This window comes from Altererythrobacter sp. TH136 (genome assembly GCF_007065885.1).
Taxonomy (GTDB): Bacteria; Pseudomonadota; Alphaproteobacteria; order Sphingomonadales; family Sphingomonadaceae; genus Tsuneonella.
The window spans coordinates 1,287,501-1,304,166 of record NZ_CP041409.1 but is presented as its reverse complement, the minus strand read 5'-3'; the positions used below and the strand labels follow the sequence as shown (position 1 = coordinate 1,304,166).

Genomic DNA, 16,666 nt, shown 5'->3' with positions numbered 1-16,666 from the left:
CGCTCACGTCAGCCGGTGAGGCAGCACGCGGCCGCCGACAAGCGAGAGGATGACCGCGATCGCCTCGACAATCATCGGTGACCAGAACTGCGGGTAAGGCCCGTCGGCCAGCAGGCTGACGAACCGGCCGAGCAGCGCGATGCCGAAGATCGCCGCGGGCACCAGCAGCAAGTCCCCGTTGCGCTTCCACGCGCCCCAGATCATCGCCCCGCCGCCGACGAAGAACAACGCCGGGAAATCGGCCCGCAGCACGGCCAGTCCGCCTGCCCCGTCGGGCGCGAGGTGGAAGCTGGTCACGGTGCTGGCGGGCATCACCAGGAAGCCGAGCCCCATGACAAGGAAGAACAGCCCTTCGATGAAGATCAGGGCGGTCAGGATCAGGCGCATGGTGTTTCCCCCTCGGATTGCAGGTCTTGTGAAGGACGCGCCAAACTTGCGCTAGCGCAATCTTAACCACCGCCCCCCTAGGGCTGGCGCGGATTGTGCGCCTTGGCTATCCTGGCGCAATGGTGGTGATGCGAGGGGTTTCATGCACGAGCTGGTCGGTCAGCGACCGCACCGCGAGCCGTCTCGTTTGAGCGGGCCCAAGGTCCTGCTCGTGATCGGCGGCGGGATCGCTGCGTACAAATCGTGCGAGCTGGTGCGCTTGATCCGTCGCGGCGGGGGCGAAGTCACCTGCGTGCTGACGGAAGGCGGGAGCCAGTTCGTCACCCCGCTGGCGCTGGCGGCGCTGAGCGAGAACAAGGTCTATACCAGCCTGTTCGACCTGAAGGACGAGGTCGAGATGGGCCACATCCAGCTCAGCCGCGCGGCCGATCTGGTCGTGGTCTGTCCCGCGACGGCGGACCTGCTCGCCAAGATGGCGGCCGGCATCGCGGACGATCTAGCCACCACGCTGATCCTGGCGACCGACAAGCCGGTGCTCGCGGTTCCCGCGATGAACGTGAAGATGTGGCTGCACGAGGCCACCCGCCGCAACGTGGCCTGGCTGCGCGAAGCGGGCGTTGACGTGATGGAGCCCGACGAGGGCCCGATGGCGTGCGGCGAGTTTGGCCCCGGTCGCCTGCCCGATCCCGAAGTAGTATGGGCGGAGATCGCCGCGCGGTTCGGCCTGGTTGCCGATTGCGAAGGCGGGCTGGTCGAGGCGCTGGAGCCCGAGGCCGAGGTGGACGGCGGCGGGCGTCTGAGCTCGCTGCTTTCCTCCCTCGTGCCGCGCACGACCGCGCTGCGGCAGCCGTCCGACGGTGACGATGACCTGGCCGCGCCGCTGCCCCCCGTGGAGGAGGACGAGCATGCTCGAACGCCGGATTTGTCGTCCCCGTTGATGGCCAAGAAAGGCAAGGCGCGGGCCGCTCCGCCGACGGACGCCGCGGCCCTCAACCACACGGTGCTTACCGGTGCCGGCGAGCAACTGCCCGAGGCGCTGCCCGATCCGCTATCCGGACAGCCCGACTTCGACATCGATCCGGTGCACCGCCCACTCTACGGCCGCCACGTACTGGTCACGGCCGGTCCGACTCACGAACCGATCGATCCGGTGCGCTACATCGCCAACCGGTCGAGCGGGAAGCAGGGTTTCGCCATCGCGGCCGCCGCTGCCGCCCTGGGTGCCAGGGTCACGCTGATCGCTGGACCGGTGTCGCTGCCGACCCCATCAGGGGTCGATCGCATCGACGTCGAGTCCGCGCGCGAGATGGCCGAAGCGGTCAAGCAGACGCTGCCGGTCGATGCGGCGGTAATGGTGGCCGCGGTCGCCGATTGGCGGAGCAAGGATTACGCGCCCGAAAAGATGAAGAAGCGCGGGTCCGCCCCGCCGGCGCTGCTGCTGACGGAGAACCCCGACATCCTGGCGCAGGTCGCCAGTGGCAAGCAGCGGCCCAAGCTGCTGGTCGGTTTCGCCGCGGAAACCGAGGACGTGGTGCAAAACGCGATCGTGAAGCGCAAGCGCAAGGCGGCGGACTGGATCGTCGCCAACGACGTGTCGGGAGACGTCATGGGGGGCGATGCCAACACGGTGCATATCGTCACGAGCGAGGGGATCGAGGACCTGCCGCCGATGGCCAAGAACGACGTCGCGCTGGCACTCGCCGAGCGGCTGGCGAAGGCGCTCGACAGGATCGATCCTCGCGATGAGTGAGGCAATTGGCGTCGAGGTAAAGCGACTGCCGCACGGCGTAGGGCTGGCATTGCCCGCTTACGCAACCGGCGGCGCGGCGGGGATGGACGTCCTTGCCGCGGAACAGGTGACCATCGCGCCCGGCGCCCGCCACGCCGTTGCCACCGGATTGGCGCTCGCCATCCCGGCCGGGTTCGAAATCCAGGTGCGCCCGCGTTCGGGCCTGGCGCTCAAGCACGGTATCAGCGTGCCGAACGCGCCCGGCACGATCGACAGCGATTACCGCGGCGAGCTTAAAATCATCCTGATCAACCACGGCGCGGAATCATTCGCCATCGAACGCGGAGACCGGATCGCACAGCTCGTGCTGGCGCCTGTCCTGCGGGCGGACTGGCACGAGGTTTCGCAGCTGTCCGACACCGAGCGCGGATCGGGCGGGTTCGGCTCGACCGGTGGACACGCGCGCCTCTCACGGGAGTGAGCGGATGGCGTTGATCTTCTATGCCGAAGACGATTCGCTGATGGGCGAGCTGGTCCAGGCCACGCTGCTGGATGCAGGTCACGCGGTCGGGGTGCTGGGCGACGGCGAGGATGCCCTGCGCGCGCTGCGTCGCCGCAAGCCGGATCTCGCGATCGTGGACATGGCGATGCCGCAGATAAGCGGGTCCGAGTTGATCAAGATCGTCCGCCGCGATCCCGAGCTCTACGCCATTCCGATCCTAGTACTGACCGCCCGGCGATCCGCTGAGGATGAGGCGATCGCTCGCCAGGCAGGCGCCAACGGTTATCTGCGCAAGCCGTTCGAGCCCGAGCGGCTGGTCAGCATGGTCAATCAGTTGCTCGAATGGTCCCGCACCCGCGAGGCGCCCAAGCCACCCGAAGAGCGGGCCCTCTAGGCGCGCAGGCTTTCGAGCCGCTGAAGATAGCGCGCGACGGTGTCGATCTCGAGGTTGACCTCGGACCCTTGGGCCAATTCCCCCAGCGTGGTGACCTCAGCGGTGTGCGGGATGATGTTGAGCCCGAAATGGACCGAGCCGTTGCTCCGATCTTCCACCGAATTGACCGTCAGCGATACGCCGTCGACCGTGATCGAGCCCTTGGCGGCGATGAACGGCGCGAGTTCGCGCGGGGCGAGCACGGTTACCCGCATGGAATCGCCCTCCGGTTCCCAGTTGGCCACCTCGCCTACCGCGTCCACGTGCCCTGAGACGATGTGCCCGCCCAGTTCGTCACCGACCTTGAGCGACGGTTCGAGATTGATGCGCGCGCCTTGGTGCCACATGCCGCGGGCGGTGCGGCTGACAGTCTCGGCCGAGACGTCGACTGCGAACCACGCGTCGCCCGCCTCCCCGCCGCGCTCGACCACCGTCAGGCACACGCCGGCGCAGGCGATCGAGGCACCGATGGTGATCCGATCGGGATCCCACGGACAGGCAATCCGCACCCGCATGTCGCCGCGCTGCTCGACGCTCTCGATAGTGCCGACGGCAGTGACGATACCGGTGAACATCAGGCCTCTCCTTCTCGGACGCGGCGATAAGCGGTGAACTGGTCGCTGCCAACCCGGGCCTGCTCGGTGACAGCCCAGCGTCCGTGAGTCGCTGCCAAGTCGGACACGCCAAGGGAGGTCAAAGCCCGCAAGCCATCGCCGATGACGATCGGAGCATGATAAATCTCCAGCCGATCGATGAGATCGACCGACAGAAATGCCGCCGCCGTCCGCGCGCCGCCCTCGATGTAAAGGTAGTGCACGCCGTCCATTGACCGGATGTCATCGGGCGCGGCGATGGTCTGCGCTCCGTCGGCAGCCTGGCGGCTCAGCACCCACCGCTCCGGCGAGCGATGCTCCAGCCCGGGGAGCCGGACGTCGAGGCGCGGCGCATCCACGCGCCACGTTCCGCCCCCGACCAGGATCGCATCGGCCCGGGCGCGCCGGGCGTGGACATGCGCCCGCGCCTTGGGGCCCGTGATCCACTGGCTGGTACCATCGCCAAGCGCGATGCATCCATCGAGGGACATGGCCAATTTCAAAGTGACATGCGGCCGGCCCAGCCGGGCGCGGGTCAGGTACCCTTCCAGGCTATCCGCTGCAGCGGCGGACCGGACCAGTTCGGCAGCGATCCCGGCGTCGCGCAACCGGGCAAGTCCACTGCCGGCGGTGCGCGGGTCTGGATCCTCGACCCCCACGACCACGCGCGCGGGGCGCGCCGCGACCAGCAGGTCCGCGCACGCTGGCCCCCGTGCCGACAAATGCGCGCAAGGCTCCAGCGTGACGTAAACGGTCGCCCCGTATGCGCGGTCGCCGGCGGCTCGCAGCGCGATGGCTTCGGCATGCGGACGCCCGCCCGGCGCGGTCCAGCCGCGCGCCAGCACCTGGTCATCGCGGACGATAATGCAGCCGACCGCCGGGTTCGGCCGGGTCAGCCCGCGCCCGCGGGCCGCCAGCCGTGCCGCAGCAGCGAGCCACTGCGGATCATCGGGCAGGGCGGGCGGCTCCGCTGGCGCTAGCACTGGGTTGCGCTTGCGCTTCCTGACGGGCGATCTCGCGTTCCATCGCATCCACATCGAGCCCGGTCGCCCGGCCGAGCGCGCGGTAAGCATCCTTCGCCTCTTCCTCGCGCCGGGCCAGCTCGGCCTGCCAGCGGTCCTGTACCGCCTGATTGGCGATGTTCGACGCCTGGATTTCCGCATCGCTGCGGCCATCGGCAAAGGTGGAGATGAAGGTCACCTCCGGCGGCCGGGGCGGGACGATCACCCGCTCCTTGGTGAACTGATACATCAAGGTGAAGGTCATCAGCCCCGCGAGCGCGAGCACCCCGACGCGGATTCGCACGTGCTCGGCGATGGCCGCGGCAATGGCAACTCCCGCGATCAGCGCCAGCGCGGCGCCCACCAGCCAGTCGAAGTCCGCGGCGCGATCGCTCAGCAGCAACATGAGGGACGCGGTCAGCAGCGCAGAGCCGCCGAGGATCGGCCACCGGTATGGATTGGGCCGTTTGAACTCGGTCCAGAAATCGGCGATGCCCGGACCGGGGTTGAGGCGCTGGATGATCCGCATGGCACCCAATCTAGGAGCTGGTTCCGCCTTCGCCTAGCCGAAGCTGGCGTAAAGTGAGAGGCCGTGCGCCTTAATCCATGCGTCTGCGGCCGCGAGGTCGCCTTCGAACAGTTCGCCGAGCGCCGCGTGAAACGCCGGGCTATGGTCGAAGTGCAGGCAATGCGCGACTTCGTGCGCGACCACCGATCGGCGCACCGCATCCGGCGCCTGCACCAGCCGCCAGTTGATTCGCACCGTGCCGTTGGTCGAGCAACTGCCCCAGCGGCGTTGCGCCCGGCTCAGCCGCAGTTGCGGTGTCGGTATCCGCGCCCGGGCGGCGTAGAAGGCGAGGTCTTCGACCAGCAGCGCCTGTGCCGATCGCTCGAGCCAGCGCTGAAGACGCGGCGCGATCTGATCGGCCGGACCGCCGAGGACGATGCGGTGGTCCTCCAGCTGCGGGGTGCGTGGATGGACCGTTCGGTGGTCGATCGCCAGTTCCCCTCCGCGATAGAAGATCGTTCCACCGGCGCGCGGTGCGCGCTGTTCCGGCACCCGGGCGAGCTGGTCTGCCAGCCATTGCGTACGCGCCCGGACGAACCCCAGCGCTTCGCGCTCCGGGCACCAGCGCGGGAGCGTCAGGCGCACTTCGCTGCCGTCCGGCGCAAGGCGCAGGGTCAGGCGCCGGGCTCGCGCGTCGCGGCGCAACGCCACGGGGAGGACCCGCCCCGCTATCTCCACTGTCGGACCGGCCGCATCGCGCGCCAGCCAGCCGATCATGCGTCCGCGTCCTCGTCCAACCGGATCCAGTCCACGACGTGATTTTCGAGCGGCCCAGCCACGGTTTCGCTGATGACCCGGCCCGCGACGCCGGGGCCATCGGCGTGGACCGACTCCCGGTTGCCACTCACGAGATAGTGCCATTCCGCCAGCGGCTGGTTGTCCGCCCGCAAACGATAGGCGCATGTCTCGGGCAGCCAGCTGACCTGTTTGACCAGGCGGGGCGTCAGGCGCATGCAATCGGGCACGAAAGCCTTGCGGTGCCGGTATTCCCCGCACAGCGCGGTGCCGGTGTCGAGCAGCTTGCAGGCGACGTTGGTATGGGCGATCTCGCCCGTATCCTCGTCCTCCAGCTTATGCAGGCAGCATAGACCGCAGCCATCGCACAACGCCTCCCACTCGTCGCGGGAGAGGTCTGCGAGGGGCAGGTTCCAGAAGTCGTCCCTTAGCGCACCCATTTCGCCAGTTCCTTGGCCACGGCGGATGCGCCCTGATCGGTCGGCAGGGTTGCGAGCGGGAGCCCGGCGGGGTCGAACAAGTACGTGATGCCGGAATGGTTCACGAGATAGGCCCCGCCGTCTTCCTGCTCGCCCTTGGAATGATAAACCTTGAAGGCATCCGCAGCGGCCTGCACCTGTTCAGGCGTGCCGGTGAGAGCGACCATCTTGGGATCGAACGCGGCGGCGAACTGGCCGACCACCTGGGGGGTGTCCCGCTCGGGATCGATGGTGATGAAGATTTGCTGGACCTTGGCCCGCAAATCCGGGTGCTCGCGGGCAAACTCCTTCAATCCCTGCGTGGTTCGCTGGACATCCGTCGGGCAAATGTCGGGGCAGTAGGTATAGCCGAAATACACCACCGCATACTTGCCGCGGAAGTCGGCCCAGCGCTTCGTTTGCCCATGCTGGTCGGTCAGCGTGAAATCACCGCCGATCGTTGCGCCCGCCAGGGGAGGCTCGTCCGCTGGCGCGGGGGACTGCTGACATCCCGCGAGAGACAGAAAGAGGAGGGCTGCTGTAAGGAGGCGAGGCATGGCGCGGCGGTTCATGGTCTGCTAACGGGTGGGCGGCAAGGGCGCCGTTGCCGACTGGCGCGTTTACGTAAGGTTTGAAGAGAGGGGCTGAAAGATGCCGGGGGTCGTTTTCCGCAATCTGGCCGCGTTTCTGGCGTTCGGCGCCATGTTCGCTTCCGCGCCTGCGGCGGCACAGATGCGCGATGGCTATAGCTTCCTGAAGGCGGTCAAGGATCGCGACGGGACGAAGGCGACCGAGTTCTTGAGCGAACCGGGTAGCACCCTGATCAAGACGACTGATCAGACCACTGGCGAGACCGCGCTGCACATCGTGGTGCAGCGGCGGGACGAGACATGGACCCGGTTCCTGCTCGACCGCGGGGCGGATCCCAATAAGAGCGACAAGCGAGGCGTCACCCCGCTGGCCCTGGCGGCGGGTCTCGGGTTTACCGAAGGGGTGGAGCTTCTCCTGAAAAGGGGCGCTCGGGTCGATGTCGTCAACGCGTCGGGCGAAACGCCGCTGATCGCGGCGGTGCATCGGCGCGACGTCCCAATGATCCGGCTGCTGCTGCAGCACGGCGCAAGCGCTGATCGGGCCGACACTTCGGGACGCTCGGCGCGCGAATACGCGAAACTCATGGGCGGTTCGGCCGGGGTCACAGCGGAGATCGACCGCGCGGAAGCGGCGCGCAAGGCTGCCCCGCAATCGGAAACTTACGGTCCCGGTCTGTGACGGCGGCGAGCGCTGACCTGACCCTGGACGAACTGCGAGTGGCGCTGGCCCCGGCGATCGCCGATGCGGCCGTGTTCGACGGGTGGACTGACGCCGCGCTTGTATCCGCCGCGCAGATGGACGCGGTCGACGCCGATGTGGCGCGGCTCGCCTTTCCCGGCGGAGCGATGGACATGATTGCGGCATGGGTCGGCAGCGTCGACCTGGCGATGGCGCATGCCCTGCCGCCCGAGACCCTCGGCGCGCTCAAGATTCGTGAGCGCATACGTGCGCTGGTGCAGGCGCGTCTCGCGGCGATTGCCGGACGGGAAGAGGCGCTGCGGCGCGCGCTTGCGATCATGTCGCTGCCGCAGAACGCGGTGCGCGCTGGGAAGCTGGGCTGGGCCAGCGCGGACGCGATGTGGCGGCTCGCAGGCGACACGGCGACAGATTACAACCACTACACCAAGCGGGCCCTGCTCGCCGGCATCTACGCCGCCACCCTGGCGGTATTTGTCGACGATGAGAGCGAGGGAAAGACCTCCACCGGCGCCTTCCTCGACCGCCGGATCGAGGGCGTGATGCAGTTCGAGAAAGTTAAGGCGCAGCTTCTGCGGCCCAGCGGCGAGCGGTTCAGCGTCGCGCGCTTCTTGGGGAGGCTGCGCTACCCGGCGTCCTGATCCACTATTGCAAATCAGTTGCAACTAGCGGCGCGTTTGCCTACCTGCGAATAATGACTCTGGAGGGACTTGAACGCGGTCACCGCGCGCGCATCGTGGCAGTGGACTGGGATCGCCTCGCCCCTCAGGATGGAATGCGACTACGCGCTTTGGGTCTCGACGCGGGCGCGCGGGTGGCGATTGCACATCGCGGCGTATTTGGCGGACGCGACCCGATTGCGGTGATGATCGGCCGGATGACCGTGGCGGTACGCCGGGTCCATGCCTCGGCCATGGAGATCGAGCCGCTGTGAGCCGACTGCGCACTGCCGCGCTGGTCGGCAACCCCAATGCAGGCAAGAGCGCACTATTCAACGCGCTGACAGGCGCGCGCCAAAAGATTGCCAACTATCCGGGCGTCACCGTCGAACGCAAGGCGGGCCGCCTTACGCTGCCGAGCGGAGAACCGGTCGAACTGATCGACCTGCCGGGCGCCTATTCCTTCGACCCGTCGAGCCCTGACGAAGAAGTCACGCGAAAGGTCGTGCACGGTGAATTCGCCGGTGAAGCGACTCCTGAAGTGCTCATCGTGGTGCTCGACGCGGCTAACCTCGAACAGCATCTGGTGTTCGCGCAGGAGGTGATTGCGCTGGGCCGGCCCACCGTGGTCGCGCTCAACATGGTCGACCTTGCCGAACGGGACGGGCTGACGCTTGATCCCGCGGCACTGTCACAAGGCTTGGGCGTGCCGGTGATCCCGACCGTTGCCGTGCGCCGGAGGGGCCTGACCGAGTTGAGCGAGGCGATCGCTAGTGCGGAGCGGCACGCCGAGGCGCATGAGTTGCACCCCCGCGCGCACCTGACGCTTCCCGAACGGCGTCTGGCCGCGGCCAACATCGCGCGCGGCGCAGTGCTGTCGGAAACCGCCCAGCACCGGCTCCACGCGGGTCTGGACCGGGTGCTGCTTCACCCGTGGTTCGGGCCGCTGATCCTGTTTGGCCTGCTGTTCGTCGTCTTTCAGGCAGTCTTCGCCTGGGCCACTCCGTTCGCGGATGGGCTGGAGATGTTCGCGGGCATGATCTCCGATTCGATCCGCAACAACGTCGGCGCCAGTCTGGTGCGCGACCTGGTGACGGAGGGGATTATCGGGGGTGTTGGCTCGGTCGTCGTCTTCCTGCCGCAGATCGTGATCCTGTTCGCCTTCATCCTTGCGATGGAAGCGTCCGGTTACATGGCGCGTGCCGCGTTCCTGATGGACCGGATGATGCAGGGCGTGGGGCTGTCCGGGCGCAGTTTCATTCCGCTTCTCTCCAGCTTCGCCTGCGCCATTCCCGGCATCATGGCGACCCGCTCGATCGCCGATCCCAAGGATCGCCTGACCACTATCCTGATCGCCCCGCTGATGACCTGTTCAGCACGGCTGCCGGTCTATGCGGTGATCATTGCGGCGTTTATCCCCCGCACGGCGATCGGTCCGGAAGGATTCGAAATTATCGGCCTGCAGGGACTGGTGCTGTTCGGCCTGTACGTGGCGGGTATCGTCGGCGCGATGGCGGCAGCGCTCGTGCTGCGGCGAACTGTCGCGAAGGGCGCAGCCTCGGGGTTCATCATGGAATTGCCCCGTTATCAGATGCCGCTGCTCAAGGACCTGGCGATCGGGCTATGGCAACGTGCATGGGTGTTCCTGCGGCGCGCCGGCACGATTATCTTCACCGTCACGGTCGTGCTGTGGGTCCTTCTCAGTTTCCCGCGCGCGGCGCCGGGCGAAAGCCAGGTGGAGGCGTCGATCGCCGGTCAGGTTAGCAAGGGGCTGGCGGTCGTGGTGGAGCCGATCGGCTTTAACCGCGAGATCGCGCTGGCGCTCATTCCCGCGATGGCCGCACGCGAGGTGGCCGTGTCGAGCTTGGCCACGACCTACGCAGTCGACGCCCCTGACGAGGAAGCGGCGGCGCAGGGCCTCGCCAGCCAGTTGTCCGCGAAGTGGAGCTTGCCGACCGCGCTCGCCTTCCTGGCGTGGTTCGTGTTCGCGCCGCAGTGCCTTTCGACGATCGCCGTCACCCGGCGCGAGACGAACGGGTGGAAATGGCCGGCGTTCATGCTCGCGTACCTGTTTGGGCTCGCTTATATTTTCGCCGGCCTCACGTTCTGGACAGCGACCGCGCTCGGCCTTTAGCCAAGCTTCGGGCATAAGCGGCTGACGGCTGGTTGAGGGACGGCGGCGCCGGCCCTACATCGAGGCGAGAATCACTTAACAGGCGCGCCTGCGGATGCAGTCGTGTTTGAGCTGTAGAAGGGAAGCGAGAGAGATGGCGGGCAGCCTCAACAAGGTCATGCTGATCGGAAACCTGGGCGCGGATCCCGAGGTCAAGAGCTTCCAGAACGGCGGGCGCATCGCCAACCTGCGCATCGCGACGTCCGAGAGCTGGAAAGACAAGAACTCTGGCGAGCGCAAGGAACGCACCGAATGGCACACGGTGGTGCTGCAGTCGGACGGCCTGATCGGGGTGGCCGAACGCTATCTGCGCAAGGGCAGCAAGGTTTATATCGAAGGCAGCCTGCGCACCCGCAAGTGGCAGGATCAATCGGGTAACGATCGCTACTCGACCGAGATTTCCGTCGGCGGGCCGGGCGCGGTCATGACGATGCTCGACGGCGCGCAAGGCGGTGGCGGTGGCGGTGGCCAGCGCGGCGGCGGTGGCGGCGGCAATGACTGGAGCGGCGGCAGCTCTTCGAGCGGCGGCTCTTCGGGGGGCGGCTGGAACCAGGGCGGTGCAGCGGGCGGCGCGTCGTCGGGCGGCGGATCGAACTACGACGATCTCGACGACGATATTCCCTTTTGATCGTCCAATGATCACCGGCCGCGCGGGGGACGAGGTGCCGCTAGGTCGGCTTGAGGCCTCTTAGCAGTTCGGCAAGCGGACCTTCGGCTTCGCCTTCAGGGGCAATGCCCGCCTCGCGCCGGACAGCGTCGGCATTTGGCCCTTCGGCGTAAGGGTCGATCGCTAGGCCAAGGCTTTGGGCGACCGCTTCGCCGATGTCGAAACTATCGCCGGTGAATTCGATTTCATCCGGCTCGTCGGCAGGCAGCTCGGCCTCTTCCTCGGGATCAACCGCGCGCACTTCGCGCATGAACCGCAGGCTCAGCGGCTCCTCCACTTTCACCGGAAAGTCATCGCCGGAGACCGCGCACGCCTGAATCAACTGCGCTCTCAGGAAGCCCCGCGCGTCGACAGCATCGCCGTCTGGCTCAAACGTCAATTCGGCGCTGAAGCTGGTAATGCCCACTACGCCGAACCGCGCGGCAAGGGCGGCCCGTTCCCCTTCGTCCGCTTCGATCGTCACGCGCTCGGGCACGGCCGGCCGCACGCGGACCATCCGGGAAAATTCCACGCCGGGATCCTCGGTGGCCATCACCGTGCGATCTTTCCTGCGACCAATTCGTCGTCAGACGTTCGCGCGAGCCGACCGGCGAAGTCCCGCAAGCAACCTGCGACCGCGGCGACATCGCCGCCTTCACGCACGGTCAGGTTGCGCTGTACCGCGTCTTGCAGGGCGGTTTCATCACCAGCGAGCCCTGCGCGGTATGCCGACAGACGCCCCCCCATCGATCCCACCAGCTTGCCCACGTGCTTGCCGACAACCGGATCGCCCACGCCCAGTTCGCGCAGTTGGCCGTCCATGTCGTGCACGAACAGCTCCGTCAGGTAGACCGAGGATCGCAGGAGCGGCGGCGCCGCCTCCATTCGCACCAGCACCGCTGCAAGCACCGCAGTCACCATGTCGAACCGCCCGGGGACCGAATCTTCCACTCCGAATTCGGCGTACCAGACGGGACGACGCGCCTCGTCCACGATCGCTTGCCACAGGGGCCGCAGGTCTTCGCGTTCGTCAGGCTTGCGCGCGAACAGTCGGTGCAAAAGGGTCATGCGCCGTCATGTCGCGTGCATTCACCGCCAATTCAAGCAGCAGGGCACAGGCGGACGCGGTCGCGCGATTGCCAGCGTGGTTCCGCCACCCTAAGGCGAGCGGCGACGGGCGAGACTCCCGGTTAGGACAAAGAGGTTTTCGATGACGGCTGTTCGGTTCCTGGGCGCGGGCGCGCTGGCAGCAGTGGCGCTGGCGATGGGCGGTTGCGCCTCGATCAAGGAGAGCCGCGGCTATATCGTCGACCAGACGCTAACCAGCTCCATCCAGCCGGGTATCGACAATCGGCAGTCGGTTCAGGGTACCCTCGGCCATCCCAGCTTCGAAAGCCAGTTCGGCCAGCCGACCTGGTATTATGTATCGAGCCGTACGGCGCGGCGGCCGTTCTCGGACCCCAAGATTGCCGAACACCAGGTGCTGGCCGTCCAATTCGACGCCGCGGGCAACGTCGCCAATGTGCAGCGCACCGGCCTTGACCAGGTCGTGTTCCTCAATCCGGATGGTGACGAGACCGCGACCGTCGGCCGCAACCGCGGGTTCTTCGAAGACCTGTTCGGAAACATCGGCGCGGTCGGCGCGCCTGGCGCCGGCGGCGCGGGCCCTACCGGCCCCTAACCTCGCTTGAAGCGCACCAGCCGCCCCCCATATGCGGCGGCATGGATGAGAGACATTCGGCGCACGGCCTGACCCCGTGGCATGGAACCACCATCATCGGCGTCAAGCGCGGGGACCGGACGGTCGTCGCGGGCGACGGTCAGGTGTCGATGGGCAATACCGTCATGAAGCCGAACGCGCGCAAGGTGCGTCGGATCGGCCCCAGGGACACGAACGGGGAAGGCGCCGTCATCGCAGGCTTCGCGGGAGCGACCGCTGACGCCTTCACCCTGTTCGAGCGGCTGGAGAAGAAGCTGGAGCAATACAGCGGCCAGCTGATGCGCGCAGCGGTCGAACTCGCCAAGGACTGGCGCACCGATAAATACCTGCGCAACCTTGAAGCCCTGATGATCGTAGCGGACAAGGACGTGTTGCTGGTGCTGACCGGCAATGGCGATGTGCTGGAGCCGGAAGGCGGGATCGCCGCCATCGGCAGCGGGGGCAATTACGCTCTCGCCGCGGCCAAGGCGTTATCCGATTACGAGGACGATCCCGAAAAGATCGCCCGCCGCGCGATGCAGGTTGCAGCCGAAGTGTGCGTATTTACCAATGACCGCGTGACGGTCGAAACGGTCTGAAACTCATGGACAACCTGACCCCAAAGGCGATTGTCGCCGCGCTCGACGAGCACATCATCGGCCAGGCCGACGCCAAGCGCGCGGTCGCCGTGGCCTTGCGCAATCGCTGGCGGCGCCAGCGCCTTTCGCCTGAACTGCGCGACGAGGTCAGCCCCAAGAACATCCTGATGATCGGGCCCACCGGGTGCGGAAAGACCGAGATCAGCCGGCGCCTGGCGAAGCTTGCCGAAGCGCCGTTCGTGAAAGTGGAGGCGACCAAGTTCACCGAAGTCGGCTATGTTGGCCGGGATGTTGAACAGATCGCGCGCGACCTGGTCGAAGAAGCGATCCGGCTGGAGAAAGACCGCCGGCGCGAGGCGGTGCGCGAGGCTGCGAGCAGGGCCGCGATGGACCGCCTGCTGAAAGCGCTCGTCGGCGAGAACGCCAGCGAAGCGACGCGCGAAAGCTTTCGCGAGCGGATCACGCAGAACGCCATGAACGACGTCGAGGTCGAGATTGAGGTCGAGGAAGCGGCGGCCATGCCGTTCGACCTGGGCGGGATGGGCGGCAACGTCGGCATGATCAATCTTGGCGATATGATGTCCAAGGCCATGGGCAAGTCGCCTTTGAAGCGTCGCAAGCTCAAGGTGCCGGACGCGTGGGACAAGCTTGTCGAAGAAGAAGCTGAAAAGCGGATGGACCAGGACGACGTGGCCCGCGTCGCCCTGGCCAACGCCGAGAGCAACGGCATCGTTTTCCTCGACGAGATTGACAAGATCGCGGTGAGCGACGTGCGCGGCGGCTCAGTCAGCCGCGAGGGCGTCCAGCGTGACCTGTTGCCGCTTATCGAAGGCACCACCGTTTCGACCAAGTACGGGCCGATGAAGACCGACCATGTCCTGTTCATCGCGAGCGGGGCGTTTCATGTGGCGAAGCCGTCCGACATGTTGCCTGAATTGCAGGGGCGTCTGCCCATCCGCGTCGAATTGCAGTCGCTGACCGAGGAAGATTTCGTGCGCATCCTCAGCGAGACCCGCGCTAACTTGGTCGCGCAGTACAAGGCGCTGCTCGGCACCGAGGAGGTCACGCTCGAACTGGGCGAAGATGCCGTGCGCGAGATCGCACGCATCGCGGCGCAGGTGAACCAGAGCGTCGAGAACATCGGTGCGCGCCGCTTGCAGACGGTGATGGAAAAGCTGCTCGAAGAACTCAGCTTCGAGGCGGAGGATCGTAAGGGCGAGACCGTGACGATCGACGCGCCTTACGTGCGCGACCGGCTCGGCGCACTGGCTGGGGACAGCGATCTGTCGAAATTCATTCTCTAGCTGGCGGCGTCATTCGCGCGGGCGGTGGCGGCGCTTGCTTCGCGGCCTGTGCTGCCACTACACTCGGCCCGCCAGACGAGGGAGATGGTTATGGCGAGCGGAGGCTGCCACTGCGGTGCGGTGCGCTATACGGTGGACGGAGAGATGCATCACAATGCGGTGTGTCACTGTAGCGACTGCCGGCGCAGCAGCGGGGCGATCATGGTGCCTTGGGCAGCCTTCGCGAAGGACGCCCTTACGGTGGAGAGCGGTACGCCGAGCGTCTATCGATCGTCCGAATACGGTGAGCGGCACTTCTGCGGCCGGTGCGGCACGGGGTTGTTCTACTACAACGAACAGATGCTGCCCGGGATCGTCGATATACAGGCCGTCTCGTTCGACGATGCGGCGGAGCGCGCGCCGCAGGCTCATATCCAGGTTGCCGACAGTCTTCCGTGGGAAGAGTCCCTCGGCACTCTGCCGCGATTTGACCGCTATCCCGGGGCCTGACGGCGGTTATTCCGCGGCTTCGCCCAGGATCTCGCTTTCGGACTGCTGGCGGTTCCACATTTCCGCGTAGAGTCCGCCTTTCCGTAGCAGGGCAGGGTGACTGCCCTGCTCTGCCAGCCGGCCTTGATCGAGCACCAGGATCTGGTCCGCGTCGGCGACCGTCGACAGACGGTGAGCGATGCTGAGCGAGGTGCGATGCGCGCTCACCCGGTGCAGCGTCGCCAGGATGTCCTGCTCCGTGCGCGAGTCCAGGGCGCTGGTCGCCTCGTCGAGCACCAGGATCGGCGGATCCTTGACCAGCGTCCGCGCGATGGCAACGCGCTGCTTCTCGCCGCCCGACAGCTTCAACCCGCGTTCGCCCACCTCGGTGGCGAAACCTTGCGGCAAGCGCTCGATAAGGGGCAGGATCGCGGCGCCTCGCGCTGCTCGAACAATATCCTCGTCGCTCGCACTGCCGAGCGCGGACGGGCGGCCGTAGGCGATGTTGTAACCGATCGTATCGTTGAACAGGACGCTGTCCTGCGGCACGATGCCGATGGCAGCCCGGACGGACGCCTGCGTCACCTCCGAGATATCCTGCCCATCGATCAGGACCCGGCCGGACCAAGGATCGTAAAACCGGAACAGCAACCTGGCGATGGTGCTCTTACCCGCGCCTGATGGACCGACGATCGCCACCTGCGCGCCTGCCGGCACCTCGAAGCTGAGGCCGTGCAGGATAGTCCGATCGGGCTCGTAACCGAAAATCACATCTTCGAACGCGACGGTGGGACGCCGGACGATGAGCGCAGGTGCGCCTGGGACGTCAGCCACTTCGATGTCGGCGTCGATCAGCTTGAACATCGCCGCCATGTCGATCAGTCCCTGCCGGATGGTGCGATACACCATGCCGAGCATATCGAGCGGGCGGAACAACTGGGTGAGGTACGTCTGCACCGCCACCAGATCGCCGACCGACAGGCGCCCCTGGCTCCATTGCCAGACCGTGAAACCCAGCGCGAACAGCATCAGGCCGTTCATGATCAGCGCCTGGGTGATGTTGAGCAGGCCCAGCGAGTTCTCAGACTTGATCGCCGCTTCGGCATAGGCGCCGGCAGCCCGGCCGTACCGTTCCCGCTCCCGCTCTTCAGCGCCGAAGTACTTCACCGTCTCGTAGTTGAGGAGCGAATCCACTGCCCGCGCGAGCGCGGTCCCGTCGAGGTCGTTCATCTGCTTGCGCAGCGCCGTGCGCCATTCGGTGATCACGCGGGTGGCGACGATGTAGATCGCGACGGTGATAGCGGTTGCGATCACCAGGGGCAGGCCGAACAGCGTATAGAAGATCACCGCCACCGCGATCAGTTCAAGGATGGTCGGCGCGATGTTGAACAGCAGGAAATAGAGCATCGAATCGATGCTCTTGGT

At 66.6% G+C, this 16,666-nt stretch carries 22 protein-coding genes (1 of these 22 running past the window's edge); 12 read left to right on the top strand and 10 right to left on the bottom strand.

Annotation, left to right across the window (positions count from 1 at the left end; all coding sequences use genetic code 11):
* Positions 1–3: 3 nt before the first annotated feature.
* Positions 4–387, bottom strand: a complete 384-nt coding sequence (locus C0V74_RS06375) for a DUF4345 family protein (protein WP_143251081.1) — start codon at positions 385–387, stop codon at positions 4–6.
* A gap of 142 nt (positions 388–529) precedes the next feature.
* Here C0V74_RS06375 and C0V74_RS06370 point away from each other — a divergent pair, with 142 nt between their 5' ends.
* From C0V74_RS06370 to C0V74_RS06360, 3 genes are read left to right on the top strand one after another with little or no spacing between them, the layout of a single operon-like run.
* Positions 530–2,137, top strand: coding sequence for a bifunctional phosphopantothenoylcysteine decarboxylase/phosphopantothenate synthase (locus tag C0V74_RS06370; RefSeq protein WP_168194165.1), 1,608 nt, complete (start codon positions 530–532; stop codon positions 2,135–2,137).
* Complete coding sequence (gene dut / locus C0V74_RS06365; RefSeq protein WP_143251080.1) at positions 2,130–2,597, top strand: dUTP diphosphatase; 468 nt, start codon at positions 2,130–2,132, stop codon at positions 2,595–2,597. The genes C0V74_RS06370 and dut overlap by 8 nt, the downstream gene beginning before the upstream one ends.
* A gap of 4 nt (positions 2,598–2,601) precedes the next feature.
* The gene (locus C0V74_RS06360) at positions 2,602–3,012 is read left to right on the top strand and encodes a response regulator (protein WP_143251079.1); all 411 of its coding nucleotides are present in this window, start codon (positions 2,602–2,604) and stop codon (positions 3,010–3,012) included.
* Here C0V74_RS06360 and C0V74_RS06355 read toward each other — a convergent pair.
* From C0V74_RS06355 to C0V74_RS06330, 6 genes are read right to left on the bottom strand one after another with little or no spacing between them, the layout of a single operon-like run.
* Positions 3,009–3,626, bottom strand: coding sequence for a riboflavin synthase (locus tag C0V74_RS06355; protein WP_143251078.1), 618 nt, complete (start codon positions 3,624–3,626; stop codon positions 3,009–3,011). The genes C0V74_RS06360 and C0V74_RS06355 overlap by 4 nt on opposite strands.
* The gene (gene ribD, locus C0V74_RS06350) at positions 3,626–4,627 is read right to left on the bottom strand and encodes a bifunctional diaminohydroxyphosphoribosylaminopyrimidine deaminase/5-amino-6-(5-phosphoribosylamino)uracil reductase RibD (protein ID WP_246844983.1); all 1,002 of its coding nucleotides are present in this window, start codon (positions 4,625–4,627) and stop codon (positions 3,626–3,628) included. Before ribD ends, C0V74_RS06355 begins: the two co-directional genes overlap by 1 nt.
* Positions 4,590–5,174, bottom strand: a complete 585-nt coding sequence (locus C0V74_RS06345) for a hypothetical protein (RefSeq protein WP_131622541.1) — start codon at positions 5,172–5,174, stop codon at positions 4,590–4,592. The genes ribD and C0V74_RS06345 overlap by 38 nt, the downstream gene beginning before the upstream one ends.
* A 33-nt stretch (positions 5,175–5,207) precedes the next feature.
* Positions 5,208–5,930: a SprT family zinc-dependent metalloprotease gene (locus C0V74_RS06340; RefSeq protein ID WP_143251077.1), complete on the bottom strand. Its 723-nt coding sequence runs from the start codon at positions 5,928–5,930 to the stop codon at positions 5,208–5,210.
* A complete protein-coding gene (locus C0V74_RS06335) occupies positions 5,927–6,388 on the bottom strand; it encodes a YcgN family cysteine cluster protein (protein ID WP_143251076.1) in 462 nt (153 codons plus the stop codon). Before C0V74_RS06335 ends, C0V74_RS06340 begins: the two co-directional genes overlap by 4 nt.
* A complete protein-coding gene (locus C0V74_RS06330; RefSeq protein ID WP_143251075.1) occupies positions 6,376–6,978 on the bottom strand; it encodes an SCO family protein in 603 nt (200 codons plus the stop codon). The genes C0V74_RS06335 and C0V74_RS06330 overlap by 13 nt, the downstream gene beginning before the upstream one ends.
* A 79-nt stretch (positions 6,979–7,057) precedes the next feature.
* Here C0V74_RS06330 and C0V74_RS06325 point away from each other — a divergent pair, with 79 nt between their 5' ends.
* The 5 genes from C0V74_RS06325 to ssb all read left to right on the top strand — a co-directional run bounded on the left by C0V74_RS06325 (position 7,058) and on the right by ssb (position 11,153).
* Positions 7,058–7,675 carry an ankyrin repeat domain-containing protein gene (locus tag C0V74_RS06325; RefSeq protein WP_143251074.1) on the top strand — a complete coding sequence of 206 codons (618 nt, stop codon included), beginning with the start codon at positions 7,058–7,060 and terminating at the stop codon, positions 7,673–7,675.
* A complete protein-coding gene (locus tag C0V74_RS06320; RefSeq protein WP_143251073.1) occupies positions 7,672–8,334 on the top strand; it encodes a COQ9 family protein in 663 nt (220 codons plus the stop codon). Before C0V74_RS06325 ends, C0V74_RS06320 begins: the two co-directional genes overlap by 4 nt.
* Positions 8,335–8,387: 53 nt before the next feature.
* A complete protein-coding gene (locus C0V74_RS06315; RefSeq protein ID WP_143251072.1) occupies positions 8,388–8,627 on the top strand; it encodes a FeoA family protein in 240 nt (79 codons plus the stop codon).
* Complete coding sequence (locus C0V74_RS06310; protein ID WP_143251071.1) at positions 8,624–10,486, top strand: ferrous iron transporter B; 1,863 nt, start codon at positions 8,624–8,626, stop codon at positions 10,484–10,486. Before C0V74_RS06315 ends, C0V74_RS06310 begins: the two co-directional genes overlap by 4 nt.
* Positions 10,487–10,619: 133 nt before the next feature.
* Positions 10,620–11,153, top strand: a complete 534-nt coding sequence (ssb, locus tag C0V74_RS06305) for a single-stranded DNA-binding protein (protein WP_143251070.1) — start codon at positions 10,620–10,622, stop codon at positions 11,151–11,153.
* Positions 11,154–11,193: 40 nt separating this feature from the next.
* Here the strand turns inward: ssb and C0V74_RS06300 are convergent, their stop codons facing one another.
* Positions 11,194–11,724, bottom strand: a complete 531-nt coding sequence (locus tag C0V74_RS06300; RefSeq protein WP_143251069.1) for a DUF177 domain-containing protein — start codon at positions 11,722–11,724, stop codon at positions 11,194–11,196.
* Positions 11,724–12,239, bottom strand: a complete 516-nt coding sequence (locus C0V74_RS06295) for a ubiquinol-cytochrome C chaperone family protein (protein WP_143251068.1) — start codon at positions 12,237–12,239, stop codon at positions 11,724–11,726. Before C0V74_RS06295 ends, C0V74_RS06300 begins: the two co-directional genes overlap by 1 nt.
* Positions 12,240–12,381: 142 nt before the next feature.
* On the opposite strand from C0V74_RS06295, the gene C0V74_RS06290 reads away from it, so the two are divergent.
* The 4 genes from C0V74_RS06290 to C0V74_RS06275 all read left to right on the top strand — a co-directional run bounded on the left by C0V74_RS06290 (position 12,382) and on the right by C0V74_RS06275 (position 15,262).
* Positions 12,382–12,852 (top strand): outer membrane protein assembly factor BamE, encoded by a 471-nt coding sequence (locus tag C0V74_RS06290; protein ID WP_143251067.1) that lies wholly within the window; start codon positions 12,382–12,384, stop codon positions 12,850–12,852.
* A gap of 41 nt (positions 12,853–12,893) precedes the next feature.
* Positions 12,894–13,469 (top strand): ATP-dependent protease subunit HslV, encoded by a 576-nt coding sequence (gene hslV, locus C0V74_RS06285; RefSeq protein ID WP_131622520.1) that lies wholly within the window; start codon positions 12,894–12,896, stop codon positions 13,467–13,469.
* A gap of 5 nt (positions 13,470–13,474) precedes the next feature.
* On the top strand, positions 13,475–14,773 hold the full coding sequence (hslU, locus tag C0V74_RS06280; RefSeq protein ID WP_131622518.1) for an ATP-dependent protease ATPase subunit HslU: 1,299 nt from the start codon (positions 13,475–13,477) through the stop codon (positions 14,771–14,773).
* 90 nt (positions 14,774–14,863) lie between these two features.
* The gene (locus C0V74_RS06275; RefSeq protein ID WP_143251066.1) at positions 14,864–15,262 is read left to right on the top strand and encodes a GFA family protein; all 399 of its coding nucleotides are present in this window, start codon (positions 14,864–14,866) and stop codon (positions 15,260–15,262) included.
* A gap of 6 nt (positions 15,263–15,268) precedes the next feature.
* Here C0V74_RS06275 and C0V74_RS06270 read toward each other — a convergent pair whose 3' ends face one another.
* Positions 15,269–16,666 carry the 3' portion of an ABC transporter ATP-binding protein/permease gene (locus C0V74_RS06270; protein ID WP_143252194.1) on the bottom strand. Its footprint extends 432 nt past the window's final position, so the window shows 1,398 of its 1,830 coding nt (coding positions 433–1,830); its start codon lies beyond the right edge, outside the window — the gene reads right to left on this strand; its stop codon occupies positions 15,269–15,271.

Bases quoted from the DNA above. Each gene is read 5' to 3' on its own strand.
- C0V74_RS06375 (WP_143251081.1), bottom strand. From the start codon at position 387: ATGCGCCTGATCCTGACCGCCCTGATCTTCATCGAAGGGCTGTTCTTC.
- C0V74_RS06370 (WP_168194165.1), top strand. From the start codon at position 530: ATGCACGAGCTGGTCGGTCAGCGACCGCACCGCGAGCCGTCTCGTTTG.
- dut (WP_143251080.1), top strand. From the start codon at position 2,130: ATGAGTGAGGCAATTGGCGTCGAGGTAAAGCGACTGCCGCACGGCGTA.
- C0V74_RS06360 (WP_143251079.1), top strand. From the start codon at position 2,602: ATGGCGTTGATCTTCTATGCCGAAGACGATTCGCTGATGGGCGAGCTG.
- C0V74_RS06355 (WP_143251078.1), bottom strand. From the start codon at position 3,626: ATGTTCACCGGTATCGTCACTGCCGTCGGCACTATCGAGAGCGTCGAG.
- C0V74_RS06345 (WP_131622541.1), bottom strand. From the start codon at position 5,174: ATGCGGATCATCCAGCGCCTCAACCCCGGTCCGGGCATCGCCGATTTC.
- C0V74_RS06340 (WP_143251077.1), bottom strand. From the start codon at position 5,930: ATGATCGGCTGGCTGGCGCGCGATGCGGCCGGTCCGACAGTGGAGATA.
- C0V74_RS06335 (WP_143251076.1), bottom strand. From the start codon at position 6,388: ATGGGTGCGCTAAGGGACGACTTCTGGAACCTGCCCCTCGCAGACCTC.
- C0V74_RS06330 (WP_143251075.1), bottom strand. From the start codon at position 6,978: ATGAACCGCCGCGCCATGCCTCGCCTCCTTACAGCAGCCCTCCTCTTT.
- C0V74_RS06325 (WP_143251074.1), top strand. From the start codon at position 7,058: ATGCCGGGGGTCGTTTTCCGCAATCTGGCCGCGTTTCTGGCGTTCGGC.
- C0V74_RS06315 (WP_143251072.1), top strand. From the start codon at position 8,388: ATGACTCTGGAGGGACTTGAACGCGGTCACCGCGCGCGCATCGTGGCA.
- ssb (WP_143251070.1), top strand. From the start codon at position 10,620: ATGGCGGGCAGCCTCAACAAGGTCATGCTGATCGGAAACCTGGGCGCG.
- C0V74_RS06300 (WP_143251069.1), bottom strand. From the start codon at position 11,724: ATGGCCACCGAGGATCCCGGCGTGGAATTTTCCCGGATGGTCCGCGTG.
- C0V74_RS06295 (WP_143251068.1), bottom strand. From the start codon at position 12,239: ATGACCCTTTTGCACCGACTGTTCGCGCGCAAGCCTGACGAACGCGAA.
- C0V74_RS06290 (WP_143251067.1), top strand. From the start codon at position 12,382: ATGACGGCTGTTCGGTTCCTGGGCGCGGGCGCGCTGGCAGCAGTGGCG.
- hslV (WP_131622520.1), top strand. From the start codon at position 12,894: ATGGATGAGAGACATTCGGCGCACGGCCTGACCCCGTGGCATGGAACC.
- hslU (WP_131622518.1), top strand. From the start codon at position 13,475: ATGGACAACCTGACCCCAAAGGCGATTGTCGCCGCGCTCGACGAGCAC.
- C0V74_RS06275 (WP_143251066.1), top strand. From the start codon at position 14,864: ATGGCGAGCGGAGGCTGCCACTGCGGTGCGGTGCGCTATACGGTGGAC.